General features: G+C 73.8%; 20 protein-coding genes and 1 riboswitch. Of the genes, 15 read left to right on the forward strand and 5 right to left on the reverse strand.

Annotation, left to right across the window (positions count from 1 at the left end; all coding sequences use genetic code 11):
* The first annotated feature begins 229 nt into the window (after positions 1–229).
* Positions 230–367, forward strand: a riboswitch (cyclic di-AMP (ydaO/yuaA leader).
* Positions 368–369: 2 nt separating this feature from the next.
* On the forward strand, positions 370–843 hold the full coding sequence (locus ACIQVT_RS32355) for a C40 family peptidase (RefSeq protein WP_403762391.1): 474 nt from the start codon (positions 370–372) through the stop codon (positions 841–843).
* A 163-nt stretch (positions 844–1,006) separates the two neighbouring features.
* On the opposite strand, the gene ACIQVT_RS32360 is transcribed toward ACIQVT_RS32355, so the two are convergent.
* Complete coding sequence (locus ACIQVT_RS32360) at positions 1,007–1,465, reverse strand: ATP-binding protein (RefSeq protein ID WP_403762394.1); 459 nt, start codon at positions 1,463–1,465, stop codon at positions 1,007–1,009.
* 214 nt (positions 1,466–1,679) lie between these two features.
* Here ACIQVT_RS32360 and ACIQVT_RS32365 point away from each other — a divergent pair, with 214 nt between their 5' ends.
* Both ACIQVT_RS32365 and ACIQVT_RS32370 read left to right on the forward strand, forming a co-directional pair.
* The gene (locus tag ACIQVT_RS32365) at positions 1,680–2,540 is read left to right on the forward strand and encodes a helix-turn-helix domain-containing protein (protein ID WP_403762397.1); all 861 of its coding nucleotides are present in this window, start codon (positions 1,680–1,682) and stop codon (positions 2,538–2,540) included.
* A 9-nt stretch (positions 2,541–2,549) separates the two neighbouring features.
* Entirely contained in the window at positions 2,550–2,771 is a 222-nt protein-coding gene (locus ACIQVT_RS32370; protein WP_403762400.1) for a DUF397 domain-containing protein, read from the forward strand.
* A gap of 57 nt (positions 2,772–2,828) precedes the next feature.
* On the opposite strand, the gene ACIQVT_RS32375 is transcribed toward ACIQVT_RS32370, so the two are convergent.
* Complete coding sequence (locus tag ACIQVT_RS32375; RefSeq protein WP_403762402.1) at positions 2,829–3,956, reverse strand: 8-amino-7-oxononanoate synthase; 1,128 nt, start codon at positions 3,954–3,956, stop codon at positions 2,829–2,831.
* 146 nt (positions 3,957–4,102) lie between these two features.
* Between ACIQVT_RS32375 and bioB the strand changes: the two genes are divergently transcribed.
* Genes bioB through bioD form a run of 3 tightly spaced genes read left to right on the forward strand, consistent with a single transcriptional unit; the run spans position 4,103 to position 7,254 of the window.
* Positions 4,103–5,263, forward strand: a complete 1,161-nt coding sequence (gene bioB, locus ACIQVT_RS32380) for a biotin synthase BioB (RefSeq protein ID WP_403762405.1) — start codon at positions 4,103–4,105, stop codon at positions 5,261–5,263.
* Entirely contained in the window at positions 5,256–6,536 is a 1,281-nt protein-coding gene (locus ACIQVT_RS32385) for an adenosylmethionine--8-amino-7-oxononanoate transaminase (RefSeq protein ID WP_403762408.1), read from the forward strand. The genes bioB and ACIQVT_RS32385 overlap by 8 nt, the downstream gene beginning before the upstream one ends.
* A gap of 1 nt (position 6,537) precedes the next feature.
* On the forward strand, positions 6,538–7,254 hold the full coding sequence (gene bioD / locus ACIQVT_RS32390; protein WP_403762411.1) for a dethiobiotin synthase: 717 nt from the start codon (positions 6,538–6,540) through the stop codon (positions 7,252–7,254).
* Positions 7,255–7,741: 487 nt separating this feature from the next.
* Here bioD and ACIQVT_RS32395 read toward each other — a convergent pair whose 3' ends face one another.
* Complete coding sequence (locus tag ACIQVT_RS32395; RefSeq protein WP_403762414.1) at positions 7,742–8,116, reverse strand: fic family toxin-antitoxin system, toxin component; 375 nt, start codon at positions 8,114–8,116, stop codon at positions 7,742–7,744.
* 10 nt (positions 8,117–8,126) lie between these two features.
* Positions 8,127–8,381, reverse strand: a complete 255-nt coding sequence (locus ACIQVT_RS32400) for a toxin-antitoxin system HicB family antitoxin (protein ID WP_403762417.1) — start codon at positions 8,379–8,381, stop codon at positions 8,127–8,129.
* Positions 8,382–8,499: 118 nt separating this feature from the next.
* Between ACIQVT_RS32400 and ACIQVT_RS32405 the strand changes: the two genes are divergently transcribed.
* The 8 genes from ACIQVT_RS32405 to mug all read left to right on the forward strand — a co-directional run bounded on the left by ACIQVT_RS32405 (position 8,500) and on the right by mug (position 18,746).
* Complete coding sequence (locus ACIQVT_RS32405) at positions 8,500–9,324, forward strand: ABC transporter ATP-binding protein (RefSeq protein ID WP_403762420.1); 825 nt, start codon at positions 8,500–8,502, stop codon at positions 9,322–9,324.
* 3 nt (positions 9,325–9,327) lie between these two features.
* Positions 9,328–11,895 (forward strand): ABC transporter permease, encoded by a 2,568-nt coding sequence (locus tag ACIQVT_RS32410; RefSeq protein WP_403762423.1) that lies wholly within the window; start codon positions 9,328–9,330, stop codon positions 11,893–11,895.
* Positions 11,896–11,993: 98 nt separating this feature from the next.
* Entirely contained in the window at positions 11,994–12,437 is a 444-nt protein-coding gene (locus tag ACIQVT_RS32415) for a GNAT family N-acetyltransferase (protein WP_403762426.1), read from the forward strand.
* Positions 12,438–12,604: 167 nt separating this feature from the next.
* Complete coding sequence (locus tag ACIQVT_RS32420; protein ID WP_403762429.1) at positions 12,605–13,990, forward strand: hemolysin family protein; 1,386 nt, start codon at positions 12,605–12,607, stop codon at positions 13,988–13,990.
* The gene (locus ACIQVT_RS32425) at positions 13,987–15,006 is read left to right on the forward strand and encodes a hemolysin family protein (RefSeq protein ID WP_403762432.1); all 1,020 of its coding nucleotides are present in this window, start codon (positions 13,987–13,989) and stop codon (positions 15,004–15,006) included. Before ACIQVT_RS32420 ends, ACIQVT_RS32425 begins: the two co-directional genes overlap by 4 nt.
* A gap of 795 nt (positions 15,007–15,801) precedes the next feature.
* Positions 15,802–16,590: an SGNH/GDSL hydrolase family protein gene (locus tag ACIQVT_RS32430; RefSeq protein ID WP_403762435.1), complete on the forward strand. Its 789-nt coding sequence runs from the start codon at positions 15,802–15,804 to the stop codon at positions 16,588–16,590.
* A 102-nt stretch (positions 16,591–16,692) separates the two neighbouring features.
* On the forward strand, positions 16,693–18,135 hold the full coding sequence (gene purB / locus ACIQVT_RS32435; protein WP_403762438.1) for an adenylosuccinate lyase: 1,443 nt from the start codon (positions 16,693–16,695) through the stop codon (positions 18,133–18,135).
* Between the two features lie 47 nt (positions 18,136–18,182).
* Complete coding sequence (mug, locus tag ACIQVT_RS32440; protein ID WP_403762711.1) at positions 18,183–18,746, forward strand: G/U mismatch-specific DNA glycosylase; 564 nt, start codon at positions 18,183–18,185, stop codon at positions 18,744–18,746.
* Here mug and ACIQVT_RS32445 read toward each other — a convergent pair.
* Complete coding sequence (locus ACIQVT_RS32445) at positions 18,707–19,159, reverse strand: hypothetical protein (RefSeq protein ID WP_403762442.1); 453 nt, start codon at positions 19,157–19,159, stop codon at positions 18,707–18,709. The two genes, mug and ACIQVT_RS32445, sit on opposite strands and share 40 nt — an antisense overlap.
* A 209-nt stretch (positions 19,160–19,368) precedes the next feature.
* Here ACIQVT_RS32445 and ACIQVT_RS32450 point away from each other — a divergent pair, with 209 nt between their 5' ends.
* Positions 19,369–20,025: a response regulator gene (locus ACIQVT_RS32450; protein WP_403762445.1), complete on the forward strand. Its 657-nt coding sequence runs from the start codon at positions 19,369–19,371 to the stop codon at positions 20,023–20,025.
* Positions 20,026–20,083 lie beyond the last annotated feature (58 nt).

A 20,083-nucleotide genomic window follows, 5' to 3' on the forward strand; every position in this document is an offset into this window, starting at 1 on the left:
TCGAACAAGACGATGTCCACCCGAACGGGTGAGTGGTGAGTAACACCACAAATCCCCGATTCCGTTGGGATTTTCGGACAGGAGTAGGTCAAGATCCCTGTCTGACGACAAGCCCCCGCCACCGCGGCGGGGCGATCCGGGCGGACGCCGAGTCCTGCCGCCGCCCGGATGACCGGTCGACAGGAGTGGATCGGCAGGAGTGGAGGACCCAGGCAAGACGGGTCGCCGGAACACGTGTTCGTCTGCTCGACGCAGGCGGACGGGGTTCCGAGCAGCCCTTGGGGTGAAGCCGTGGCGACACGGCCGGGCAACTTCGCCAGCCCGAATCCGACAGGTCATCCTTCACAGGCGGCTGACGAAGGGTTGCGCATGACTGCGCTCAATCGTGTCCCGTCGCTGATGGCCCGAGCCGGCACGGCCTCGGCCCTCACCCTCGCCGCCGTGGGCGGCTCGATCGCGGTACCCGGCCTCGCCACCGACGCGTCCGCCGCGACGATGGCGTCGAAGGCACTCAAGGTCGCGGCCTCCAAGAAGGGTGCACCGTACAAGTGGGGCGCCACGGGCCCGCGCAGGTTCGACTGCTCGGGACTGACCCTCTACTCCTTCAAGAAGGTGGGCAAGAAGCTGCCGCGCACCGCCGCGCAGCAGTACAACAAGACCCACCACATCTCCGCCCACAGCCGCAAGGCGGGCGACCTCGTGTTCTTCCACTCGGGTTCCAGCGTGTACCACGTGGGCATCTACGCGGGCCACGGCAAGATCTGGCACGCCCCGAAGACCGGTGACGTGGTGCGGCTCCAGAAGATCTGGACCAGGAGCGTCTGGTACGGCCGGGTCAGCTGACGCGCCGTACGGGGGCCGGGGCGGCGGCGCCGGCCCAGGGCGGCCCGGCCGCGGGCGGCGGGCCCCGCGCGCCGTGATGCCGCCCCACGGCCCGTCCGCGCCCCGCGGGCGGGCCACGGCGTCGTACGGCCCCCGCACCGAGCCGGACGGGCGGTGGCGGGGCTCAGGGCTGTTGCGGTCCGGCCGCCGGTAACGGGGCGGCCGGGACCGTCCAGGGAAGCTCGATGCACACCGTCTTGCCGCCCTCGCGGGTGGGGCGGACGCGGAATCTGCCTCCGTGCTCCGCGGTGAGCCAGCGGATGATGACCATGCCGCGCCCGTTGTCCTGCTGGACGGCGGCGGGCAGCCGCTTCGGGAAACACGGATGGCTGTCCGTGACGCCGATGCGCAGGTGCTCGTCCCGGTCCAGGGCGATGGCCACCGTGAAGGTGGGCGACTGGCCGAGGGTGTGCTGCACGGCGTTGGTGGCCAGCTCCGAGACGATGAGCCGGACGGTGTCGGCCGTTTCGGTGTCCGACGGCAGGCCCCACTCCGCGAGGGTGCCCACGACGTAGGAGCGGGCGGCGGAGACCGAGGCGGGATCGCTCGGCAGAGTGACGGATGCTTCCAGGTGGTCTGCCATGGCGACGTCGTCCCTTTCCCGCGGGATCGCGGTCCGACATACAGCGAATGCTTCGAGTACGGTCCCGGAACTGGTGCTTGTTCGCCAGACTGCCATCAACGGGTCGGTCAGGGGGAGCGATCCACCGGGATATGCATATATCTGTCGCTCGAAGCGGTGAACTCTGCACTGCGAAACCGTATGTGGGCGGCCCGGAAGGAGTAAGGAGAGGCCCATGCAGAACGGTCCGGCAGTGCGCCGCCGCAAACTGGGCGCCGAACTGCGCAGGCTGCGTACCGGTGCCGGCTTCACGAGCGGTGAGGTCGCCCGGCTCGTCGGCTGGCACCAGTCGAAAGTGAGCCGTATCGAGACCGGCGCCAGCGGTGTGAAACCGGCCGATCTCCGATTGCTGCTGGACGCCTACGGGGTGCTGGACGGGCACCTGCGCGAGTTGCTGCTGATGCTGGCGGGGTCGCAGGACGCGGGCGACCGGCACCGCTGGTGGCACACGTACCGGGGTGAACTGCCGCCCACTTACCGGGACTTCATCAGCCTGGAGTCGCAGGCGAGCGCCATGCGCACCCTGGAGACCACGGTCGTGCCCGGTCTGCTCCAGACGTCCGAGTACGCCCGCGCGGTGACCCGGGCGGCCGTGAAGGACCTGGACGAGGACCGCCTGGACACCCTGGTGGAGGTACGTCTGGCCCGGCAGGACGTGCTGCGCGCGGACCCGCCGCCGACACTGAGCGCCGTGCTGGACGAGGCGGTGCTGCGCCGCGAGGTCGGCGGCCCCGAGGTGATGGCCCGTCAACTGGATCGGCTGTTGGAGGCCGCCTCGCTGCCGCAGGTGAGGCTCCAGATCCTGCCCTTCTCGGCCGGAGCGCATATCGGCCTGACGGGGCCTTTCGTTATCTTCTCATTTCCGAGCACTTCTGATCTGGATGTCGTCGTTCTCGACCAGTTGACGAGTAGCCTCTACCTGGAACGGAAAGAAGACCTGGTGGCCTACACCGAGGCCTTCCACACCCTCCAGTTCCACGCCCTTTCCCCCGACGACTCGTTGGACTACATCGCCGCAATAGGTGACGGCGCGTAAGGAGGCACCATGCCCGCACCTCCCCGGAACGTCCCCGCCAGTACCGACCTGCACGACGTGCGCTGGCTGCGCAGCAGCTACAGCACCGGAGCCAACAACTGCGTGGAGACCGCCCGGCCGCGCTCCGGCCCCGGGGCCGGACTCCTCGCCGTGCGCGACTCGAAGAACCCGGCCGGACCGGCGCTGCTCTTCTCCGCCGGCAGTTGGACCGGGTTCCTCGGCGCCGTCTGACCGGAACCGGTCACTTCCGCATCGTTCGCCGGCGGCACACGGCCGTGTCACGCCGACTCATGGTCGCGTCTCGCCGATCACTCGTACAGCGCGTTCGATCTCGGCCCCGGACAGGTCCGCGCGGGCGGTCAGTCTCAGCCGTGAGATGCCGTCGGGCACGGAGGGAGGACGGAAACAGCCCACGGACAGACCCGCCGTACGGCAGTCGGCCGCCCAGCGCACCGCCTGCTCCGGGGACGGGGCCCGCACGGAGACCACCGCGGCGTCCGGACGCACCGCCTCCAGGCCCGCGGCGGTCAGCCGCGCGTGCAGGTCCGCGGCCACCTCGCGGGCCCGCGCCGCCCGTCGCGGCTCGCGCTCCAGCAGCCGCAGCGCGGCCAGCGCGGCGCCGGCCGCCGCCGGTGCCAGACCGGTGTCGAAGATGAACGTACGGGCCGCGTTGACCAGGTGGTCGATCACCCGGGCCGGGCCCAGCACCACCCCGCCCTGGCTGCCCAGCGACTTGGACAGGGTCGCCGTGACGACCACGTCACCGGCGCCGGCGAGCCCGGCCGCGTGCGCCGCGCCCCGGCCGCCGTCACCCAGTACACCGAGCCCGTGGGCGTCGTCCACGACCAGCCCGGCGCCGTGCTCCCGGCACGCGGCGGCCAGCGCGGCCAGCGGCGCCCGGTCCCCGTCGACCGAGAACACCGTGTCGGAGACGACGATCGCCGCTCCCCGGTGCGTGCCGAGCGCCTTGCGCACGGACTCCGGGTCGGCGTGCCCGACGACCTGGGTGGTGCCTCGCGCGAGCCGGCAGCCGTCGATGAGGGAGGCGTGGTTGCCCGCGTCGGAGACGATCAGCGAGCCGTGCGGGCCGAGGGCGGTGACCGCGGCCAGGTTCGCCGCGTAGCCGGAGGAGAAGACCAGGGCCGCCTCGAACCCGCAGAACGCGGCCAGCGCCGACTCCAGCTCGGTGTGCAGCTCGGTGGTGCCGGTCACCAGCCGGGACCCGGTGGAGCCGCCGCCCCACGTCCGGGCGGCCCGCGCCGCCGCCCCGGTGACCTCCGGATGGCGGGCCAGACCCAGGTAGTCGTTGCTCGCCAGGTCCAGCAGCGGGGAGTCGGCGGGACGCGGACGCAGGGTGCGGACGAGCCCCGCGCGGCGGCGCGCCCCGGCCTGCTCGTCGATCCAGCCGAACGCCATGGGTCCTCCGTGCTTTTGTAGGTAGCGGACAGACCTTAGCGGCACGACCGGTCGCCCGGTGTGTGGCGATACCCACACGGTGAACCGCCTCCGTTGTACGAACTCTCCTTGGCCCCGAGCGGTCCCGTAGGACAGGATCGGGCCTCATGGACCTGCTGAACACGCTGGTGGACAAGGGGCTTCGGCGCGAGCTGCCGACCCGCGAGGAAGCACTCGCCGTACTGGCCACCTCCGACGACGACCTGCTCGATGTGGTGGCCGCGGCCGGCAAGGTGCGCCGGCACTGGTTCGGGCGACGGGTGAAACTCAACTATCTGGTGAACCTCAAGTCGGGCCTGTGCCCGGAGGACTGCTCCTACTGCTCCCAGCGGCTCGGTTCCGAGGCCGGCATCCTGAAGTACACCTGGCTGAAGCCGGACCAGGCCTCGCAGGCCGCCGCCGCGGGCCTCGCGGGCGGCGCCAAGCGGGTCTGCCTGGTGGCCAGCGGCCGCGGCCCGACGGACCGGGACGTGGACCGCGTCTCGGACACCATCAAGGCGATCAAGGAGCGGAACGAGGACGTCGAGGTGTGCGCCTGCCTCGGTCTGCTCTCCGACGGGCAGGCCGAGCGGCTGCGCGAGGCCGGCGCGGACGCCTACAACCACAACCTGAACACCTCCGAGTCAACCTACGGCGACATCACCACCACCCACACGTACGCCGACCGGGTGGAAACGGTGCGGAAGGCGCACGCCGCCGGACTGTCCGCCTGTTCGGGCCTCATCGCGGGCATGGGCGAGAGCGACGAGGACCTCGTCGACGTCGTCTTCTCGCTGCGCGAGCTGGACCCCGACTCCGTTCCGGTGAACTTCCTCATCCCGTTCGAGGGCACCCCGCTGGCCAAGGAGTGGAACCTCACCCCGCAGCGCTGCCTGCGCATCCTCGCGATGGTCCGGTTCGTCTGCCCGGACGTGGAGGTCCGCATCGCGGGCGGCCGCGAGGTGCACCTGCGCACGATGCAGCCGCTCGCGCTGCACCTGGCCAACTCCATCTTCCTCGGCGACTACCTCACCAGTGAGGGCCAGGCCGGCAAGGCCGACCTGGACATGATCGCGGACGCCGGCTTCGAGGTGGAGGGCGCCGGCGAGGTGACGCTGCCGGAGCACCGGACGGACGCCGGGGGCTGCCACGACGGCGGCGGGAGCTGCCACGACGGCGGCGCGTGCGCCCCGGCCGCGGCCGCCGCCCCGGCGGCGGGAGAGGCGCGGACCGACCTCGTGGCCGTCCGCCGCCGGGGCGCCGGGACGGACCTCGCGCCCAATGCCTGACCTCGGCGTGGCGGAACTGCTGGAGCTGGACCGGCGGCACGTGTGGCATCCCTACGGACCGATGCCCGGACGTACCGAGCCGCTCGTGGTGGAGGCCGCGAGCGGGGTCCGGCTGCGGCTGGCCGACGGCTCCGGGGAACTGGTCGACGGCATGTCGTCCTGGTGGTCGGCCATCCACGGCTACAACCACCCGGTGCTCAACGAGGCCGCGCGCGAACAGCTCGGGCGGATGAGCCACGTCATGTTCGGCGGGCTCACCCACGAGCCCGCCGTCCGGCTGGCGAAGCTCCTCGTCGACATCTCGCCGGACGGCCTGGAGCACGTGTTCCTGGCCGACTCGGGGTCCGTGTCGGTCGAGGTCGCGGTCAAGATGTGCCTCCAGTACTGGCGTTCGCTCGGCCGGCCCGGCAAACAGCGCCTGCTGACCTGGCGGGGCGGCTACCACGGGGACACCTGGCAGCCGATGTCGGTGTGCGACCCCGAGGGCGGGATGCACGAGCTGTGGAGCGGCGTGCTCCCCCGTCAGGTGTTCGCCGACGCGCCGCCCGCGGAGTACGACGATGCGTACGCGGAGGGGCTGCGCGAGCTGATCGCCGAGCACGCGGACGAACTGGCCGCGGTGATAGTGGAACCGGTGGTGCAGGGCGCGGGCGGGATGCGTTTCCACTCCCCCGCCTACCTGCGGGTGCTGCGCGAGGCGTGCGACGCGCACGACGTCCTGCTCGTGTTCGACGAGATCGCCACCGGGTTCGGGCGCACGGGCGCGCTGTTCGCGGCCGGCCACGCAGGCGTCAGCCCGGACGTGATGTGCGTCGGCAAGGCGTTGACCGGCGGCTACCTGACGATGGCGGCCACCTTGTGCACCGCGCGGGTCGCCGACGGCATCTCGCGCGGCGAGGTGCCGGTGCTCGCGCACGGCCCGACGTTCATGGGCAACCCGCTGGCCGCGGCCGTCGCCTGCGCCTCGATCGAACTGCTCCAGCGGCAGGACTGGCTGTCGGAGGTCCGGCGGATCGAGGCGGGTCTGCGGGCCGGCCTGGCGCCGGCGCGCGAGCTGCCCGGGGTGCGCGAGGTGCGCGTCCTCGGGGCCATCGGCGTCGTCCAGCTCGACCACGAGGTCGACATGCGGGCCGCGACGGACGCCGCCGTGCGGGAGGGCGTGTGGCTGCGCCCCTTCCGCGACCTGGTCTACACGATGCCGCCGTACGTCACCTCGGACGAGGACGTGGCACGGATCGCGCGCGCGGTGTGCGCCGCGGCACGGGAGGGTTGAGATGCCGGTACTGGTGATCACGGGAACGGGCACGGAGGTCGGCAAGACCGTCACCACCGCCGCCGTCGCCGCCGCGGCGCTCGCGGCCGGGCGTTCGGTGGCCGTGCTGAAGGCCGCCCAGACGGGGGTAGGGCCGGACGAGCGCGGGGACGCCGACGAGGTCGCCCGGCTCGCCGGTCCCGTCACGGCCGCCGAGACGGCCCGCTACCCCGACCCGTTGGCGCCGGGCACGGCGGCCCGGCGGGCCGGGAGGGCGCCGGTGCATCCGCACGAGGTCGCCGAGCGGGCCGCCAAGCTGGCCACCGAGCACGACCTGGTGCTGGTCGAGGGGGCGGGCGGGCTGCTCGTCCGGTTCGACGCGGCCGGCGGCACCCTCGCCGACGCCGCCCGGCTGCTGGGCGCGCCGGTGCTCATCGTGGCGCAGGCCGGGCTCGGCACGCTCAACGCGACGGAGCTGACGGTGCGCGAGCTGCGGCGCCGGGAACTGGAACCGCTCGGCGTGGTGATCGGCAGTTGGCCGGACTCCCCCGACCTGGCCACCCGCTGCAACGTGGCCGACCTGCCCGAGGTGGCCGACGCCCCGCTCCTGGGCGCCCTGCCCGCCGGGGCCGGTTCGCTGCCGCCCGCCGGGTTCCGCGCCGCGGCACCGGCCTGGCTCGCCCCCCGGCTGGACGGCACGTGGGACGCGGAGGCGTTCCGGATCCGCGAGGCCCCGTGACGGAACGCCCGGCGAGTCCCGGGGGCGCTCCGCATGGGGCCGCTCCGCGTGGGCGCGCTCCGCGTGGGCGCGCTCCGCGTGGGCGCGCTCCGCGTGGGCGCGCTCCGCGTGGGCGCGCTCCGCGTGGGCGCGCTCCGCGTGGGGGGGCGCTCCGCGTGGGGGCCGCTCCGTCGGCCGCCGAGCGGCGCGTGCTCGCCCGGCGGCCCCGGTGCGCACGGACCACCGGGCAGGGTGGCGCCGTATCCGGACGGCGGGGCCTGCCGGTCGGCGATCCGCCCCCGGCCACGGGTCCGTCCCGCGGGCGGTCAGGCGCTCCACCGGCGTGAGTGGGCGCTCCGCGTGGGGGCCGCTCCGTCCGCGCCGAGCAGCGCGCGCTGGCCCGGCGGCCCTGGTGCGCATCGGCCACCGGGCAGGGCGGCGCCGCACCCGCCCGGGGGGCCTGCCGGTCGGCGGTCCGCCCCCGGCCACGGGTCCCTCCCTGGGGCGGTCAGGCGCTCCACCGACGTAGCCGGCGGGCGATGTCGTCGATGCTCGCGGTGCCGTCCTTGACCAGGCGGGCGAGGTCCCTGACCTGTTCGGGTGTGGTGACGACCTTGACCCCGCTGGCCACCAGGTAGCCGTAGGCGACCGCCGAGGCGAACAGGGCGTTGGACCGCTCCAGGGCCGGGACATGGATGAGCAGCTGGAGGAGCGCCGCGGCCCGCGCGTACGGGGAGTCGTACACCGGTACGCCGAATATCTCGGCCCGGTGTCGGGCGACGGCTGCGACGAGGGCGCCCCAGTCGGTGACCTGGGGGTCTCCCGGGGTCTGCCGTTCGGCGAGCATGAGGAGCCAGGCCAGGTCGATGCGGAGATCGTTCAAGGGACCGGGTTCAGGGCCGGTCGCGGTCTTCGCGGGGCTCGGGCTCGGCACCCCGTGGCCCGGCGCACTCCTCGGCGAACGCGGACTCGTACTGCTTCATGAAGTCGGCGGCGGCCTCCACGAACGTACGGCCGGGCTCCCCGGTGTCCTGCCTGACCAGTTCCTCGATGTAGCGGTTGACGCTCATGCCGCGGGCCAGGGCGCGCTCGCGGGCCGCGCGGGCGGTGCCCTCGTCCACGCGCACGTTCAGCTGGGTCTTCGCCATTCCTCGACGCTAGCGGCGCTGCGCTAGCGGCGGCAAGGGGCGCACGGAAGCGCTGCGCCGTCCCGGCGGGTCCCTTACGCTCGCCCGGAACGGACGGTTCGGCGACCGGGAGGCGCTCGTGTCGACACCTGCTGCGCAGCACGCCCCGGACGGCGGGGTCGCGGCCCGCGCCCGGGGCCTGACGAAGGCGTACGGTTCCGGCGAGACGGCGGTGCTCGCCCTGGACGCGGTGGACGTGGACATCGCGCGGGGCCGCTTCACCGCCGTGATGGGCCCGTCGGGGTCGGGGAAGTCCACGCTGATGCACTGCCTGGCCGGCCTCGACACCGTCTCGGCCGGCCGGGTGTGGCTCGGTGCCACCGAGATCACCGGGCTGAGGGAACGGGAGCTGACCCGGCTGCGGCGGGACCGGATCGGGTTCATGTTCCAGTCGTTCAACCTCATCCCCACGCTGACCGCCGCCGAGAACATCACCCTGCCGATGGACATCGCGGGCCGGAAGCCCGACGCGCGGTGGCTGGACCAGGTCATCGACACCCTCGGACTACGGGACCGCCTCACCCACCGGCCGGCGCAACTGTCGGGCGGTCAGCAGCAGCGGGTCGCGTGCGCGCGAGCGCTGGCCTCCCGCCCCGAGCTGATCTTCGCCGACGAACCGACCGGCAACCTGGACTCGCAGGCCGGCCGGGAGGTCCTGGGCTTCCTGCGGGGCGCCGTGGACGACCTCGGGCAGACGGTGGTCATGGTCACCCACGACCCGAGCGCCGCCGCCCGCTCCGATCTCGTGCTCTTCCTCGCCGACGGGCGGATCGTGGACCGGACCGCGCACCCGACGGCGGAGAACGTCCTGGAGCGGATGCGCGTGCTGTCCACGGGAGGTCCGCGGGCCGCCGACCCCTGCGGGACCGGGAGCCCGTCCGGCGGCACGGCCGCGGAGGGCTGACCGGTGCTCAGGGCGACCCTGCGGAGCTTCCTCGCGCACAAGGGGCGGCTGGCGCTGTCGGCGCTGGCCGTCGTGCTGTCGGTGGCGTTCGTCGCCGGCAGCCTGATCTTCTCCGACACCGTCACCCGCACGTTCGACCGGCTGTTCGCCTCCACCGCCGCGGACGTGACGGTCCAGCCGCGCGGGGACCTGCGCTCGGCGCGGGAGAGCGGCGCCGTGCAGACGGTGCCGGCCGCGCTGAGGGACCGGGTGGCGGGGGTCCCCGGTGTCGCGGCGGCCCGCGCCGACGTGTCGGTGCGGAACGTGGTGGTGGTTGACCGCCACGACAAGCCCGTCGGCCCGACCACCGGCGCTCCCACCGTCGCCGGTGCCTGGTACGCGATCCCCCGCAGCCCGGTGCGGCTGACCTCCGGCCACGCGCCGCACGGTGCCGGTGAGGCGCTGCTGGACGCGGACACGGCGGGCCGGCGGCACGTGCGGATCGGGGACACCCTGACGGTGCAGGCGCAGCCGGGCACCTTCCGGGTGCGGGTCGTCGGCATCGCCGCCTTCACCACCACCAACCCGGGCGCGGCGCGGCTCTACCTCGACCCGGCGGTGGCCGGCCGGGAACTGCTCGGCTCGTCCGCCCGGGCGACCGGCATCTCGGTGGACGCGGCCGCCGGGGTCCCCGACGCCGAACTCGCACGGCGTGTCGGCACGGTGATCGACACCCGGACGTACGCCCTGCGGACCGCCGGTGAGCAGGCCAGGTCGGCCGCGGCGGACCTCGGCACCTTCCTCGACGTGATCAAGTACGTGATGCTGGGCTTCGCCGGTGTCGCCCTGCTCGTCGGCGTGTTCCTCATCGTCAACACGTTCTCCATGCTGATCGCGCAGCGCACCCGCGAGCTGGGCCTGCTCCGGGCGCTGGGCGCGGACCGGCGGCAGGTGCGGCGCTCGGTGCTCACCGAGGCACTGCTGCTGGGGCTGTTCGGCTCGACGCTCGGTCTCGCCGCCGGGATCGGGCTGGCGTTCGGACTGTTCCGGCTGATCAGCGCGGTCGGGATGAACCTGCGGGGCACCGAGATGGTGATCGGCTGGGGTACGCCGGTCGCCGCCTACGGGGTGGGGCTCGGCGTGACCTTCGTGGCCGCCTACCTGCCGGCCCGGCGCGCCGCGGCCGTCTCGCCGATGGCGGCGCTCGCGGACGCGGAGGTCGCCGGCGCGGGCAGGCCGCTGCGGAGCCGGGCGGTCGCCGGGGCGGTGACCGGGGCGGCCGGCGCGGCGGCGCTGGCCGGGTGCGCGGTGGCCACGCGGACCGCGCAGGCGGCCGCGCTGCTGGGGCTCGGTGTCGTACTGACGCTCGTCGCCACGGTGGTCGCCGGGCCGCTGCTGGTGCGGCCGGTGATCCGGGTGCTGGGCGGGGCCTTCCCCGCGCTGTTCGGCCCGGTCGGCCGGATGAGCCAGCGCAACGCCCTGCGCAATCCGCGCCGCACGGGTGCCACCGCCGCGGCCCTGATGGTGGGCCTGGCCCTGGTCGGCGGCATGTCGGTGGCGAGCGCCTCGATGTCGGCGTCGTTCGACCGGCAGATCGACCGCACCCTGGGCGCGGACTTCGTGGTCCAGGGCTCCGGCTTCACGCCGTTCACCGGGGCGGTCCGGGACCGGGTGGCCGCCGCCCCCGGGGCCGGGCTGGTGGTGGTCCAGCGGCTCGCGCCCGTCGCCGTAGGGCTGCCGGACGGCGGGCGGGTGCGGACGAACGCCGCCGCGTACGGCCCCGGCCTGGACGACGTCGTGCACCTCACGTACGCGCGGGGCGGTACGGCGGCGGCCCTGGCCGACGGGCACCTCGCCATGGACGCCGACTACGCCCGGGACCACGGTGTGCGGACCGGGACCGTGCTGCCGGTGGAGTTCCCCGGCGGCCGGCGGGCGGAGCTGACCGTCGGCGCGCTGACCGACCAGCAGTCGGCCGAGTCCTTCGGTACCGAGGGCGGCGTCTTCCTCGGCCTCGGGACCCTGCGGAGGTACGTGCCGAACGGGCAGGACGCGGCGCTCTACGTGAACGCGGCCCCCGGCACGACGGCGACGGACCTGCGGCCCCGGCTGGAACGGGTGCTCAAGCCGTTCCCGCAGGTACAGGTGCGCGACCAGGCCGACTACAAGGACCTGGTCCACAACCAGATCGCCGTCCTGCTGTACCTGGTGTACGCGCTGCTGGGGCTCGCGATCGTCATCGCCGTGCTCGGTGTGGTGAACACGCTCGCCCTGTCGGTGGTGGAGCGGACCCGGGAGATCGGGCTGTTGCGGGCGATCGGGCTGGGCCGGCGGCAGCTGCGCCGGATGATCCGGCTGGAGTCGGTGGTCATCGCGGTGTTCGGAGCGGTGCTCGGGCTCGGGCTCGGGCTGGTGTGGGGTGTGTGCATGCAGCAGGTGCTGGCACTGCGCGGGCTGACGGCGCTGGCGATCCCCTGGGGCACGATCGTCGCGGTGGTGGTCGGCTCGGCGGTGGTGGGTGTCGTGGCGGCCCTGCTGCCGGCGCTGCGGGCGTCGCGGATGAACGTACTGGCGGCGATCGCCCACGAATGACCCCGCGGGCCGGGGCACTGGCACCGGCCGCGCGGCGGAAGCAGTCCGCATGATGGAAACTTCGGTCCCGGGCGGACGGCGGCACCCACGATGACCGGATGAACGAACCTTCCGTACGCGCCGCCCTGCCCGACGACCTCGACTCCGTCCTGGCCTTCTGGAGGACGGCCGCCGAGGGGACGAGCATCAGCGACGACCGCGCCGGTGTGGAGCGGCTGCTCGGCCGCGACCCCGGAGCGCTCCTCCTCGCCGAGCGGGACGGAGAGCTGGTCGGCACGGTGATCGCCGGCTTCGACGGCTGGCGGTGCCATCTGTACCGGCTCGCGGTGCACCCGGGATGGCGACGGCGGGGCATCGGCTCGGCGCTGCTGGCCGCCGCCGAGGAGCGCTTCGCGCGGCTCGGGGGCCGCCGCGCGGACGCCATGGTGCTGGTCCGCAACGAGACCGCCCACCACGCCTGGCGGGCCGCGGGATACGGGTCGCAGGAGCAGTGGCGGCGCTGGGTGAAGCCGCTGGCCGAACGGGACGAGGGACCCCGGTGAGGCCGGTCCCCCGCCGACACCGGACGATTTTTGCCCATCCTTTACCCTTGTGGGAGCACTCGGCCCTACATGAAAGGTTGTGAGCCTCCGCCCATGGGCGAGCCTCCCCGTGCGCGACACCGCGCGTCCCTCCCTGCCCTGTCCGACCATGGGACGGGGGTGACCCGATGACCGAAGTGCTCCTCCTCCTGGTCGCGATCCTGCTGTCGGTCGCCTGCGGCGCCTTCGTGGCGGCGGAGTTCTCGCTGACCACGGTCGAACGGGGCGAGCTGGAGCGTGCCGCCGGGCGGGGCGAGCGTGGTGCCGCGGGCGCCCTGAAGGCCGTACGGAACCTGACCTTCCAGCTCTCCGGCGCCCAGCTGGGCATCACCGTCACCAACCTGGTGGTCGGCATGCTCGCCGAACCGTCGATCGCGAAACTGCTCGCCGGGCCGTTCCGGGCGATGGGCCTGTCCGCCGGCGCGGCGAGTTCCGCGGCGCTGGTGCTCGGCACGGCCCTGTCCACGGTGTTCCTGATGGTCGTCGGCGAGCTGGTGCCGAAGAACTGGGCGATCTCCTCCCCGCTGGCCGTGGCCCTGCGCGTGGGGAACGCGCAGCGCATGTTCAGCGCGGCCTTCCGGCCCTTCATCACCCACCTCAACAACGCCGCCAACCGGCTCGTACGGCGCTTCGGCGTCGAGCCCGCCGAGGAGCTGGCCTCCGCGCGCGGGCCGCAGGAGCTGGCCGCCCTCGCCCGGCACTCCGCGAAGGAGGGCTTCCTGGAGGCGGACACGGCCGAGCTGTTCGTCCGCACCCTGAACCTGGCCGACCTGACCGCGGAGAACGTGATGACGCCGCGCGTCCAGGTCGTCGCCCTGGACCTCCAGGCCACCTGCGAGGACGTGGCGAACGCGACCCGGGCCACCGGCCTGTCCCGGTTCCCGGTCTACCGCGGCGGCCTGGACTCCGTCGTCGGCACCGCCCACATCAAGGACGTCCTCGCCGTCCCCGCGGACCAGCGGCGCCACCGCACGGTCGGCCAGGTGATGCGCGAGCCGCTGCTGGTCCCCGAGTCCCTCACCGTCGACCGGCTGCTGGACCGGCTCGGCGGCCGGCGCACCATGGCCGTCGTCATCGACGAGTACGGCGGCACGGCCGGTGTGGCGACGCTGGAGGACATCGTCGAGGAGGTCGTCGGCGAGGTACGGGACGAACACGACCCGCACGAGACGTCCGGTCTCGCCCCCGCGGGCACCGACGACGAGGGCCGGGCCCTGTACCTGGTCGACGGCGCCGCCCGCGCCGACCAGCTCGCGCGCGTCGGACTGCGGCTGCCGGAAGGACCGTACGAGACGCTGGCCGGCCTGGTCGCCACCGAGCTGGGCCGGATACCCGCCGCGGGCGACAGCGTGCACGTCGCCGGCTGGCGGCTGGACGTGGCCGACGCCTCCGGCCGGCGGGCCGCCCGGGTGCTGCTGCACGCGCCCCTGGACGACGAGTGGACCGAGCCCGGCGGCGGATCCGGCACACGGGCCGGCGCACGCCTGGACGACAGGCCGGAGGGGACCCGATGACCGCCCTACAGCTCCTGATCGGCCTGGCGACCCTCGTCGTCAACGCCTTCTTCGTCGGCGCCGAGTTCGCGCTCATCTCGGTGCGCCGCTCACAGGTCGAGCCGCTGGCCCAGGAGGGCGACCGCCGGGCGCGGAGCGTGCTGTGGGGACTGGAGCACGTGTCGGCCCTGCTGGCCGCCACCCAGCTCGGCATCACGCTGTGCACGCTGGTGCTGGGCGTGGTCGCCGAGCCGGCGATCGCGCACCTGCTGGAGCCGGTGTTCCACGCCGTCGGCGTGCCGACCGGCGTCGGACACGCCGTGTCCTTCGTGATCGCGCTGTCCCTGGCGACCTACCTGCACATGCTGCTCGGCGAGATGGTCCCCAAGAACATCGCCCTCGCCGAACCGGTGCGCAGCGCGCTGGCCCTCGGCCCTCCCCTGGTCGCGCTGTCCCGGGCGCTCCGGCCGGTGATCTTCACCGTCAACACCTTCGCCAACGGTCTGCTGAAGCTGCTCCGGGTGGAGGCGAAGGGCGAGGTCGCGGCGACCTTCACCGACTCCGAACTGGCGGAGATCGTCAAGGACGCCAGCGAGGCGGGCCTGATCGACGACCGGGCGCAGGAACGGCTGCACGACGCCCTGGAGCTGGGCAGCCGCCCGGTACGGGACGTCGTCGTACCGCTGGCACGGGTCGTCTACGCGCGTGTGGGCGTCACCCCGGAGCAGTTGGAACGGCTGTCCGCCGAGTCGGGCTTCTCCCGCTTCCCGGTGGTCGACGCGGGCCGCCGGATCGTGGGCTACCTGCACGTGAAGGACGCCCTGGACGCGACACCACGGGACCTGCCGTTCGGGCTGGGCGACATGCGGTCCATCGCGCGCGTACGGGAGCGGACGCCGCTCGACGACGTGCTCACCGCGATGCGGCGCAGCCGTACGCACGTCGCCGCCGTGCTCGGCGACGACGGCCGGCTGGCCGGACTCGTGACCATGGAGGACGTACTGCGCCAACTCTTCGGCCAACCGGCCCAGACCTGACCCCACCCGCGCCTACCGGTGGACGTGGTCGGTCGGTGGACGCGGTCGGTCGGTGGACGCGGTCGGTCGGTGGACGCGGTCGGTCGGTGGACGCGGTCGGTCCAGGGGGCCGGGCGGCCGACGGGTGCGCTGGGGCCACCGCAGGGACCGTGGTGGTACGGGTGTGCTGAGGCCGCTCCGGGGACCGTGGGGCCGCCCGCTCGGTGGACGCGGGTGACCGCACGGGCCGGCGCGGGGCGTCCGACGGGTGGGGCGACCTGGGTGCCTGGGCTGGCTGACCGGGGCCCGGGGGCGCGGTGATCCCACCGGCCGGTGGACGGGGGCGACCACCATCTCGGCCGGGACCGGAGGCCGGCGCGCCGAGCGGCCCCTGGGCCCGATGCCTCAACCCGCCGGTCGGACGGAACCGCCCGTGACCGTGAGGTCGGCCGACCGGCGAGCAGAGGCATCCACCGGGACCGGCACGGAGCGGCCCACCGGCGGGCGGTGCCGTCCCGGAGCACGAAGCGGGCCGCCCGACCGGGACCCGAAGGCTGTAGCGAGCCCACCGGCCGAGGCCGTTGGGCGAACGGGGTGGCCCGGGGACGGGGAGCCGACCGACCGGGTGCCGACCGACCGTGGACAAGGCTGCCCGCGCTGAGTGGCGCGGGTCGACCGACCGGCGAACTGGGTCGTCCGAAGGGCGATGGTGGGGCGGATGGGAGTGCCCGTAGGGGGCGGCGCCGGGCCGCCCCAGGTGGAAGAGATGGGCCGACCGACCGGCAGGTATGGGCGCGGGATAGCATCTCTGTCGCCATGCAGACGAATCCCACTCCTCCCCACTACACCAGCCTGGTCGCCGTCGGTGACTCGTTCACCGAGGGCATGTCGGACCTGTTGCCCGACGGCTCCTACCGGGGCTGGGCCGACCTGCTCGCCGCGCGGATGGCCGCCCACACCCCGGGGTTCCGGTACGCCAACCTCGCCGTGCGCGGGAAACTGATCAAGCAGATCGTCGACGAGCAGGTACCGGCGGCCGTGGCCATGAGGCCGGACGTCATCACCCTGGTCGGCGGGCTCAACGACACCCTGCGCCCCAAGTGCGACATGAACCGGGTCCGGGACCTGCTCACCGAGGCCGTGGAGCGACTGGCGCCCGCCTGCGAGCAACTGGTGCTGATGCGCAGCCCCGGCCGCCGTGGCCCGGTGCTGGAACGGTTCCGCCCGCGCATGGAGGAGCTGTTCGCCTACGTGGAGGAGCTGGGGGACAAGCACGGCGCCGTGGTGGTCGACCTGTACGGGGCACCCGCGCTGGCCGACCCCCGGATGTGGGACGTGGACCGGCTGCACCTGACGGCGGAGGGCCACCGCCGGGTCGCCGAGGCGGTGTGGCAGACGCTCGGCCACGAGGCCGAGGACGCCGAGTGGCACGTCCCGATGGCGCCGACCGCGCCGCCGGGCTGGGTGTCCCGCAGGATCACCGACGCCCGGTTCGCCCGGCAGCACCTGCTCCCGTGGATAGGTCGCCGTCTGACCGGCCGCTCGTCGGGCGACGGCCGCCCGCCCAAGCGCGCCGAGCTGCTGCCGTACGAGGGACAGGCGTAGCGGCCCGCCGGGCGGCGGACCGGGAGTGACGCGGGTCTCGTAGCTTCCGCCGAACACCCCCATGGCGCTGGCCTGCACGAACCGCCAGTAGACTCTGGACACGTGACTTCTGCGCCCGCCAAGCCCCGCATCCCGAACGTCCTCGCCGGACGCTACGCCTCCGCCCAGCTCGCCACGCTCTGGTCGCCCGAGCAGAAGGTGAGACTGGAGCGGCAGCTCTGGCTCGCCGTGCTGCGGGCCCAGAAGGACCTCGGCATCGAGGTGCCGGACGAGGCGATCGCCGACTACGAGCGTGTCCTCGACACCGTCGACCTGGCCTCGATCGCCGAGCGCGAGAAGGTCACCCGGCACGACGTGAAGGCGCGGATCGAGGAGTTCAACGACCTCGCCGGCCACGAGCACGTGCACAAGGGCATGACCTCCCGCGACCTGACCGAGAACGTCGAGCAGTTGCAGATCCGGCTCTCGCTGGAGCTGATGCGCGATCGTACGGTGGCCGTGCTGGCCCGCCTGGGCAAGCTGGCCGGTGAGTACGCCCAGCTGGTCATGGCCGGCCGCTCCCACAACGTGGCCGCGCAGGCCACCACCCTGGGCAAGCGGTTCGCGACCGCCGCCGACGAGCTGCTGGTGGCCCACGGGCGGGTGGAGGAACTGCTGGCCCGCTACCCGCTGCGCGGCATCAAGGGCCCGGTCGGCACCGCGCAGGACATGCTGGACCTGCTGGGCGGTGACGCCGGCAAGCTCGCCGAGCTGGAGACCCGGATCGCCCGGCACCTCGGTTTCTCGCAGGCCTTCACCTCGGTCGGCCAGGTCTACCCGCGCTCGCTGGACTACGAGGTCGTCACCGCGCTGGTGCAGCTCGCGGCGGCACCGTCCTCGCTGGCCAAGACGGTGCGGCTGATGGCCGGGCACGAGCTGGTCACCGAGGGCTTCAAGCCGGGTCAGGTCGGCTCGTCGGCGATGCCCCACAAGATGAACACCCGCTCCTGCGAGCGCGTCAACGGCCTGATGGTCGTGCTGCGCGGCTACGCCTCGATGACGGGCGAGCTGGCGGGCGACCAGTGGAACGAGGGCGACGTGTCCTGCTCGGTGGTGCGCCGGGTCGCGCTGCCGGACGCCTTCTTCGCGCTGGACGGCCTGCTGGAGACCTTCCTGACGGTCCTCGACGAGTTCGGCGCCTTCCCGGCCGTCGTCGCCCGTGAGCTGGACCGCTACCTCCCGTTCCTGGCCACCACCAAGGTGCTCATGGGCGCGGTGCGGGCCGGTGTCGGCCGCGAGGTCGCCCACGAGGCCATCAAGGAGAACGCGGTGGCCACCGCGCTCGCGATGCGTGAGCAGGGCGCGGACCGCAACGACCTGCTGGACAAGCTCGCGGCGGACGAGCGGCTGCCGCTCGACCGGGAGCAGCTGGCCGCGCTGATGGCCGACAAGCTGTCCTTCACCGGTGCCGCCGCCGACCAGGTCGCCGTGCTGGCCGGCCGGATCGAGGAACTGATGAAGCGGTACCCGGAGGCCGCCGGATACGCTCCCGGAGCGATCCTCTGACCGCCGTACCCCGCCCGCCCCGCACTCCCCGCCTCACCCAGGCGGAACTGGAGGCCGCCCGCGACCGGCTCGTCCCGGACCTGGTCGCGGACGGTCTGCGGGTGCTCTTCTGCGGCATCAACCCGGGCTTGATGACGGCGGCGACCGGCCACCACTTCGCCCGGCCCGGCAACCGGTTCTGGCCGGTGCTGCACCTGTCCGGGTTCACGCCCCGGCTGCTGAAGCCGGCCGAGCAGGGTGAGCTGCTGTCGTACGGGCTCGGGATCACCAACATGGTGGCGCGGGCGACAGCCCGGGCGGACGAACTGACCGCCGAGGAGTACGCCGAGGGCGGGCGGCTGCTGACCGAGAAGGTGACGCGGCTGAGCCCGGGCTGGCTGGCCGTGGTCGGGGTGACCGCCTACCGGGCCGCGTTCGGTGACCGTACCGCCCGGGTGGGCCCGCAGGAGCGCACGATCGGGGGCACCCGGGTGTGGGTGCTGCCCAACCCCAGCGGGCTGAACGCGCACTGGACGGCGGCCACGATGGCGGAGGAGTTCGCCCGGCTGCGCGAGGCGGCGGACGCGGCCGGTCACGGCGGGTCGGTCTCCGTCACTATCCCGAGCAGCTGACAAGGCAGGTCCCTGTCCCACCGGGACACCCCGAGGGCGACCCAGCGGTCCGTCCGGGGGGCCCGCCACAACTGGATGTCGGGGACGTGAGCGCTGAGCCCGGCCCAGGGCTCGGCGATGTCCTCGCCGGAGACCGTCCGGTCGAGCACGCTGTAGAGGCTGAGGTGCTGCGGCCGCCCCCAGCGCTCGCCGAGCCGCTCGGCCAGGCCGTCCCGGTCGGCCTCGTACTGCGCCTCCGACTCCTCCCGCTCGCTGCCGTCGCCGTCGCCGGTGCCGAGGACGTCCCCGCTCGTCCGCAGCGCCGCTATGTGGTACCCGGGGCCGCTCTCGCCGTGCTCCGTCCTGCCGTGCGCCGCCGGGAACTCCCGGGCGCACAGCAGGTCGATGACGTCCAGACACGTCGCGATGTCCATGCCCCCCAGTAAAGCTGGCACCACTGACAATTGGCGGCCCGTCAGGTGCCCGCCCGCCGTCAGGCGTCCCGGCGGCGCACGCTCCACCCGCCCGCCAGCAGGGCCGCCGCCGTCCACAGGGCGGTCACCGCGAGCCCGCTCCACGGAGGCTGCCGTCCCAGTTGGCAGGTGCGCGCGGAGCTGCCGCTCGGCTGATCTACGCTGGCCGGATGCCGGTCACCGTTCTCCTCGTCGACGACGAACCACTGGTCCGCGCGGGTCTGCGGGCCGTGCTGACGGCGCAGCCCGACATCGAGGTGGTGGGCGAGGCGGCCGACGGCGCGGCGGTCGTCCCCCTGGTACGGCAGCTGCGGCCGGACGTGGTCGCGATGGACGTGCGGATGCCGCTGCTGGACGGGATCGAGGCCACGCGCGCGGTGCTGCGCACGGTTGCCGAGCCGCCGAAGATCCTCGTGGTGACCACGTTCGAGGACGACGAGTACGTGTACGAGGCGCTGCGCGCGGGCGCCGACGGCTTCCTGCTGAAGCGGGCCCGGCCGGCGGAGATCGTGCACGCGGTACGGCTGGTGGCGGAGGGCGGGTCACTGCTGTTCCCCGCCTCCGTACGGCGCCTCGCGACCCGGTACGGCGACGGGCGGGGTCCGGCGCGGGCCGCGCTGGAACGGGCCCGGCTGACCGAGCGGGAGGCGGAGGTGCTGCGGCTGATGGCCGGGGGCCTGTCGAACGCGGAGATCGCCGCACGGCTGTTCGTGGGTACCGAGACGGTGAAGTCACACGTCAGTGCCGTCCTGGCCAAGCTGGGGGCGCGCGACCGCACCCAGGCGGTGATCGCGGCCTACGAGTCGGGCTTCGTGGAGCCCGGGTGAGCGGGTGGTGCCCTCAGTGGGCGGAAGCGGACACTCGCCGGGGCGGTCCGGGCCGAGT

The sequence above is a fragment of the Streptomyces sp. NPDC100445 genome, from assembly GCF_044759735.1.
Taxonomy (GTDB): domain Bacteria; phylum Actinomycetota; class Actinomycetes; order Streptomycetales; family Streptomycetaceae; genus Streptomyces.

Coding starts and splice junctions, on each gene's coding strand:
- ACIQVT_RS32360 (WP_403762394.1), bottom strand. CDS start 1,465: ATGGCAGACCACCTGGAAGCATCCGTCACTCTGCCGAGCGATCCCGCC.
- bioD (WP_403762411.1), top strand. CDS start 6,538: ATGCCGGTACTGGTGATCACGGGAACGGGCACGGAGGTCGGCAAGACC.
- ACIQVT_RS32430 (WP_403762435.1), top strand. CDS start 15,802: ATGCAGACGAATCCCACTCCTCCCCACTACACCAGCCTGGTCGCCGTC.
- ACIQVT_RS32355 (WP_403762391.1), top strand. CDS start 370: ATGACTGCGCTCAATCGTGTCCCGTCGCTGATGGCCCGAGCCGGCACG.
- ACIQVT_RS32370 (WP_403762400.1), top strand. CDS start 2,550: ATGCCCGCACCTCCCCGGAACGTCCCCGCCAGTACCGACCTGCACGAC.
- ACIQVT_RS32415 (WP_403762426.1), top strand. CDS start 11,994: ATGAACGAACCTTCCGTACGCGCCGCCCTGCCCGACGACCTCGACTCC.
- ACIQVT_RS32365 (WP_403762397.1), top strand. CDS start 1,680: ATGCAGAACGGTCCGGCAGTGCGCCGCCGCAAACTGGGCGCCGAACTG.
- ACIQVT_RS32375 (WP_403762402.1), bottom strand. CDS start 3,956: ATGGCGTTCGGCTGGATCGACGAGCAGGCCGGGGCGCGCCGCCGCGCG.
- ACIQVT_RS32400 (WP_403762417.1), bottom strand. CDS start 8,381: ATGGCGAAGACCCAGCTGAACGTGCGCGTGGACGAGGGCACCGCCCGC.
- ACIQVT_RS32445 (WP_403762442.1), bottom strand. CDS start 19,159: ATGGACATCGCGACGTGTCTGGACGTCATCGACCTGCTGTGCGCCCGG.
- ACIQVT_RS32420 (WP_403762429.1), top strand. CDS start 12,605: ATGACCGAAGTGCTCCTCCTCCTGGTCGCGATCCTGCTGTCGGTCGCC.
- ACIQVT_RS32450 (WP_403762445.1), top strand. CDS start 19,369: ATGCCGGTCACCGTTCTCCTCGTCGACGACGAACCACTGGTCCGCGCG.
- ACIQVT_RS32425 (WP_403762432.1), top strand. CDS start 13,987: ATGACCGCCCTACAGCTCCTGATCGGCCTGGCGACCCTCGTCGTCAAC.
- bioB (WP_403762405.1), top strand. CDS start 4,103: ATGGACCTGCTGAACACGCTGGTGGACAAGGGGCTTCGGCGCGAGCTG.
- ACIQVT_RS32385 (WP_403762408.1), top strand. CDS start 5,256: ATGCCTGACCTCGGCGTGGCGGAACTGCTGGAGCTGGACCGGCGGCAC.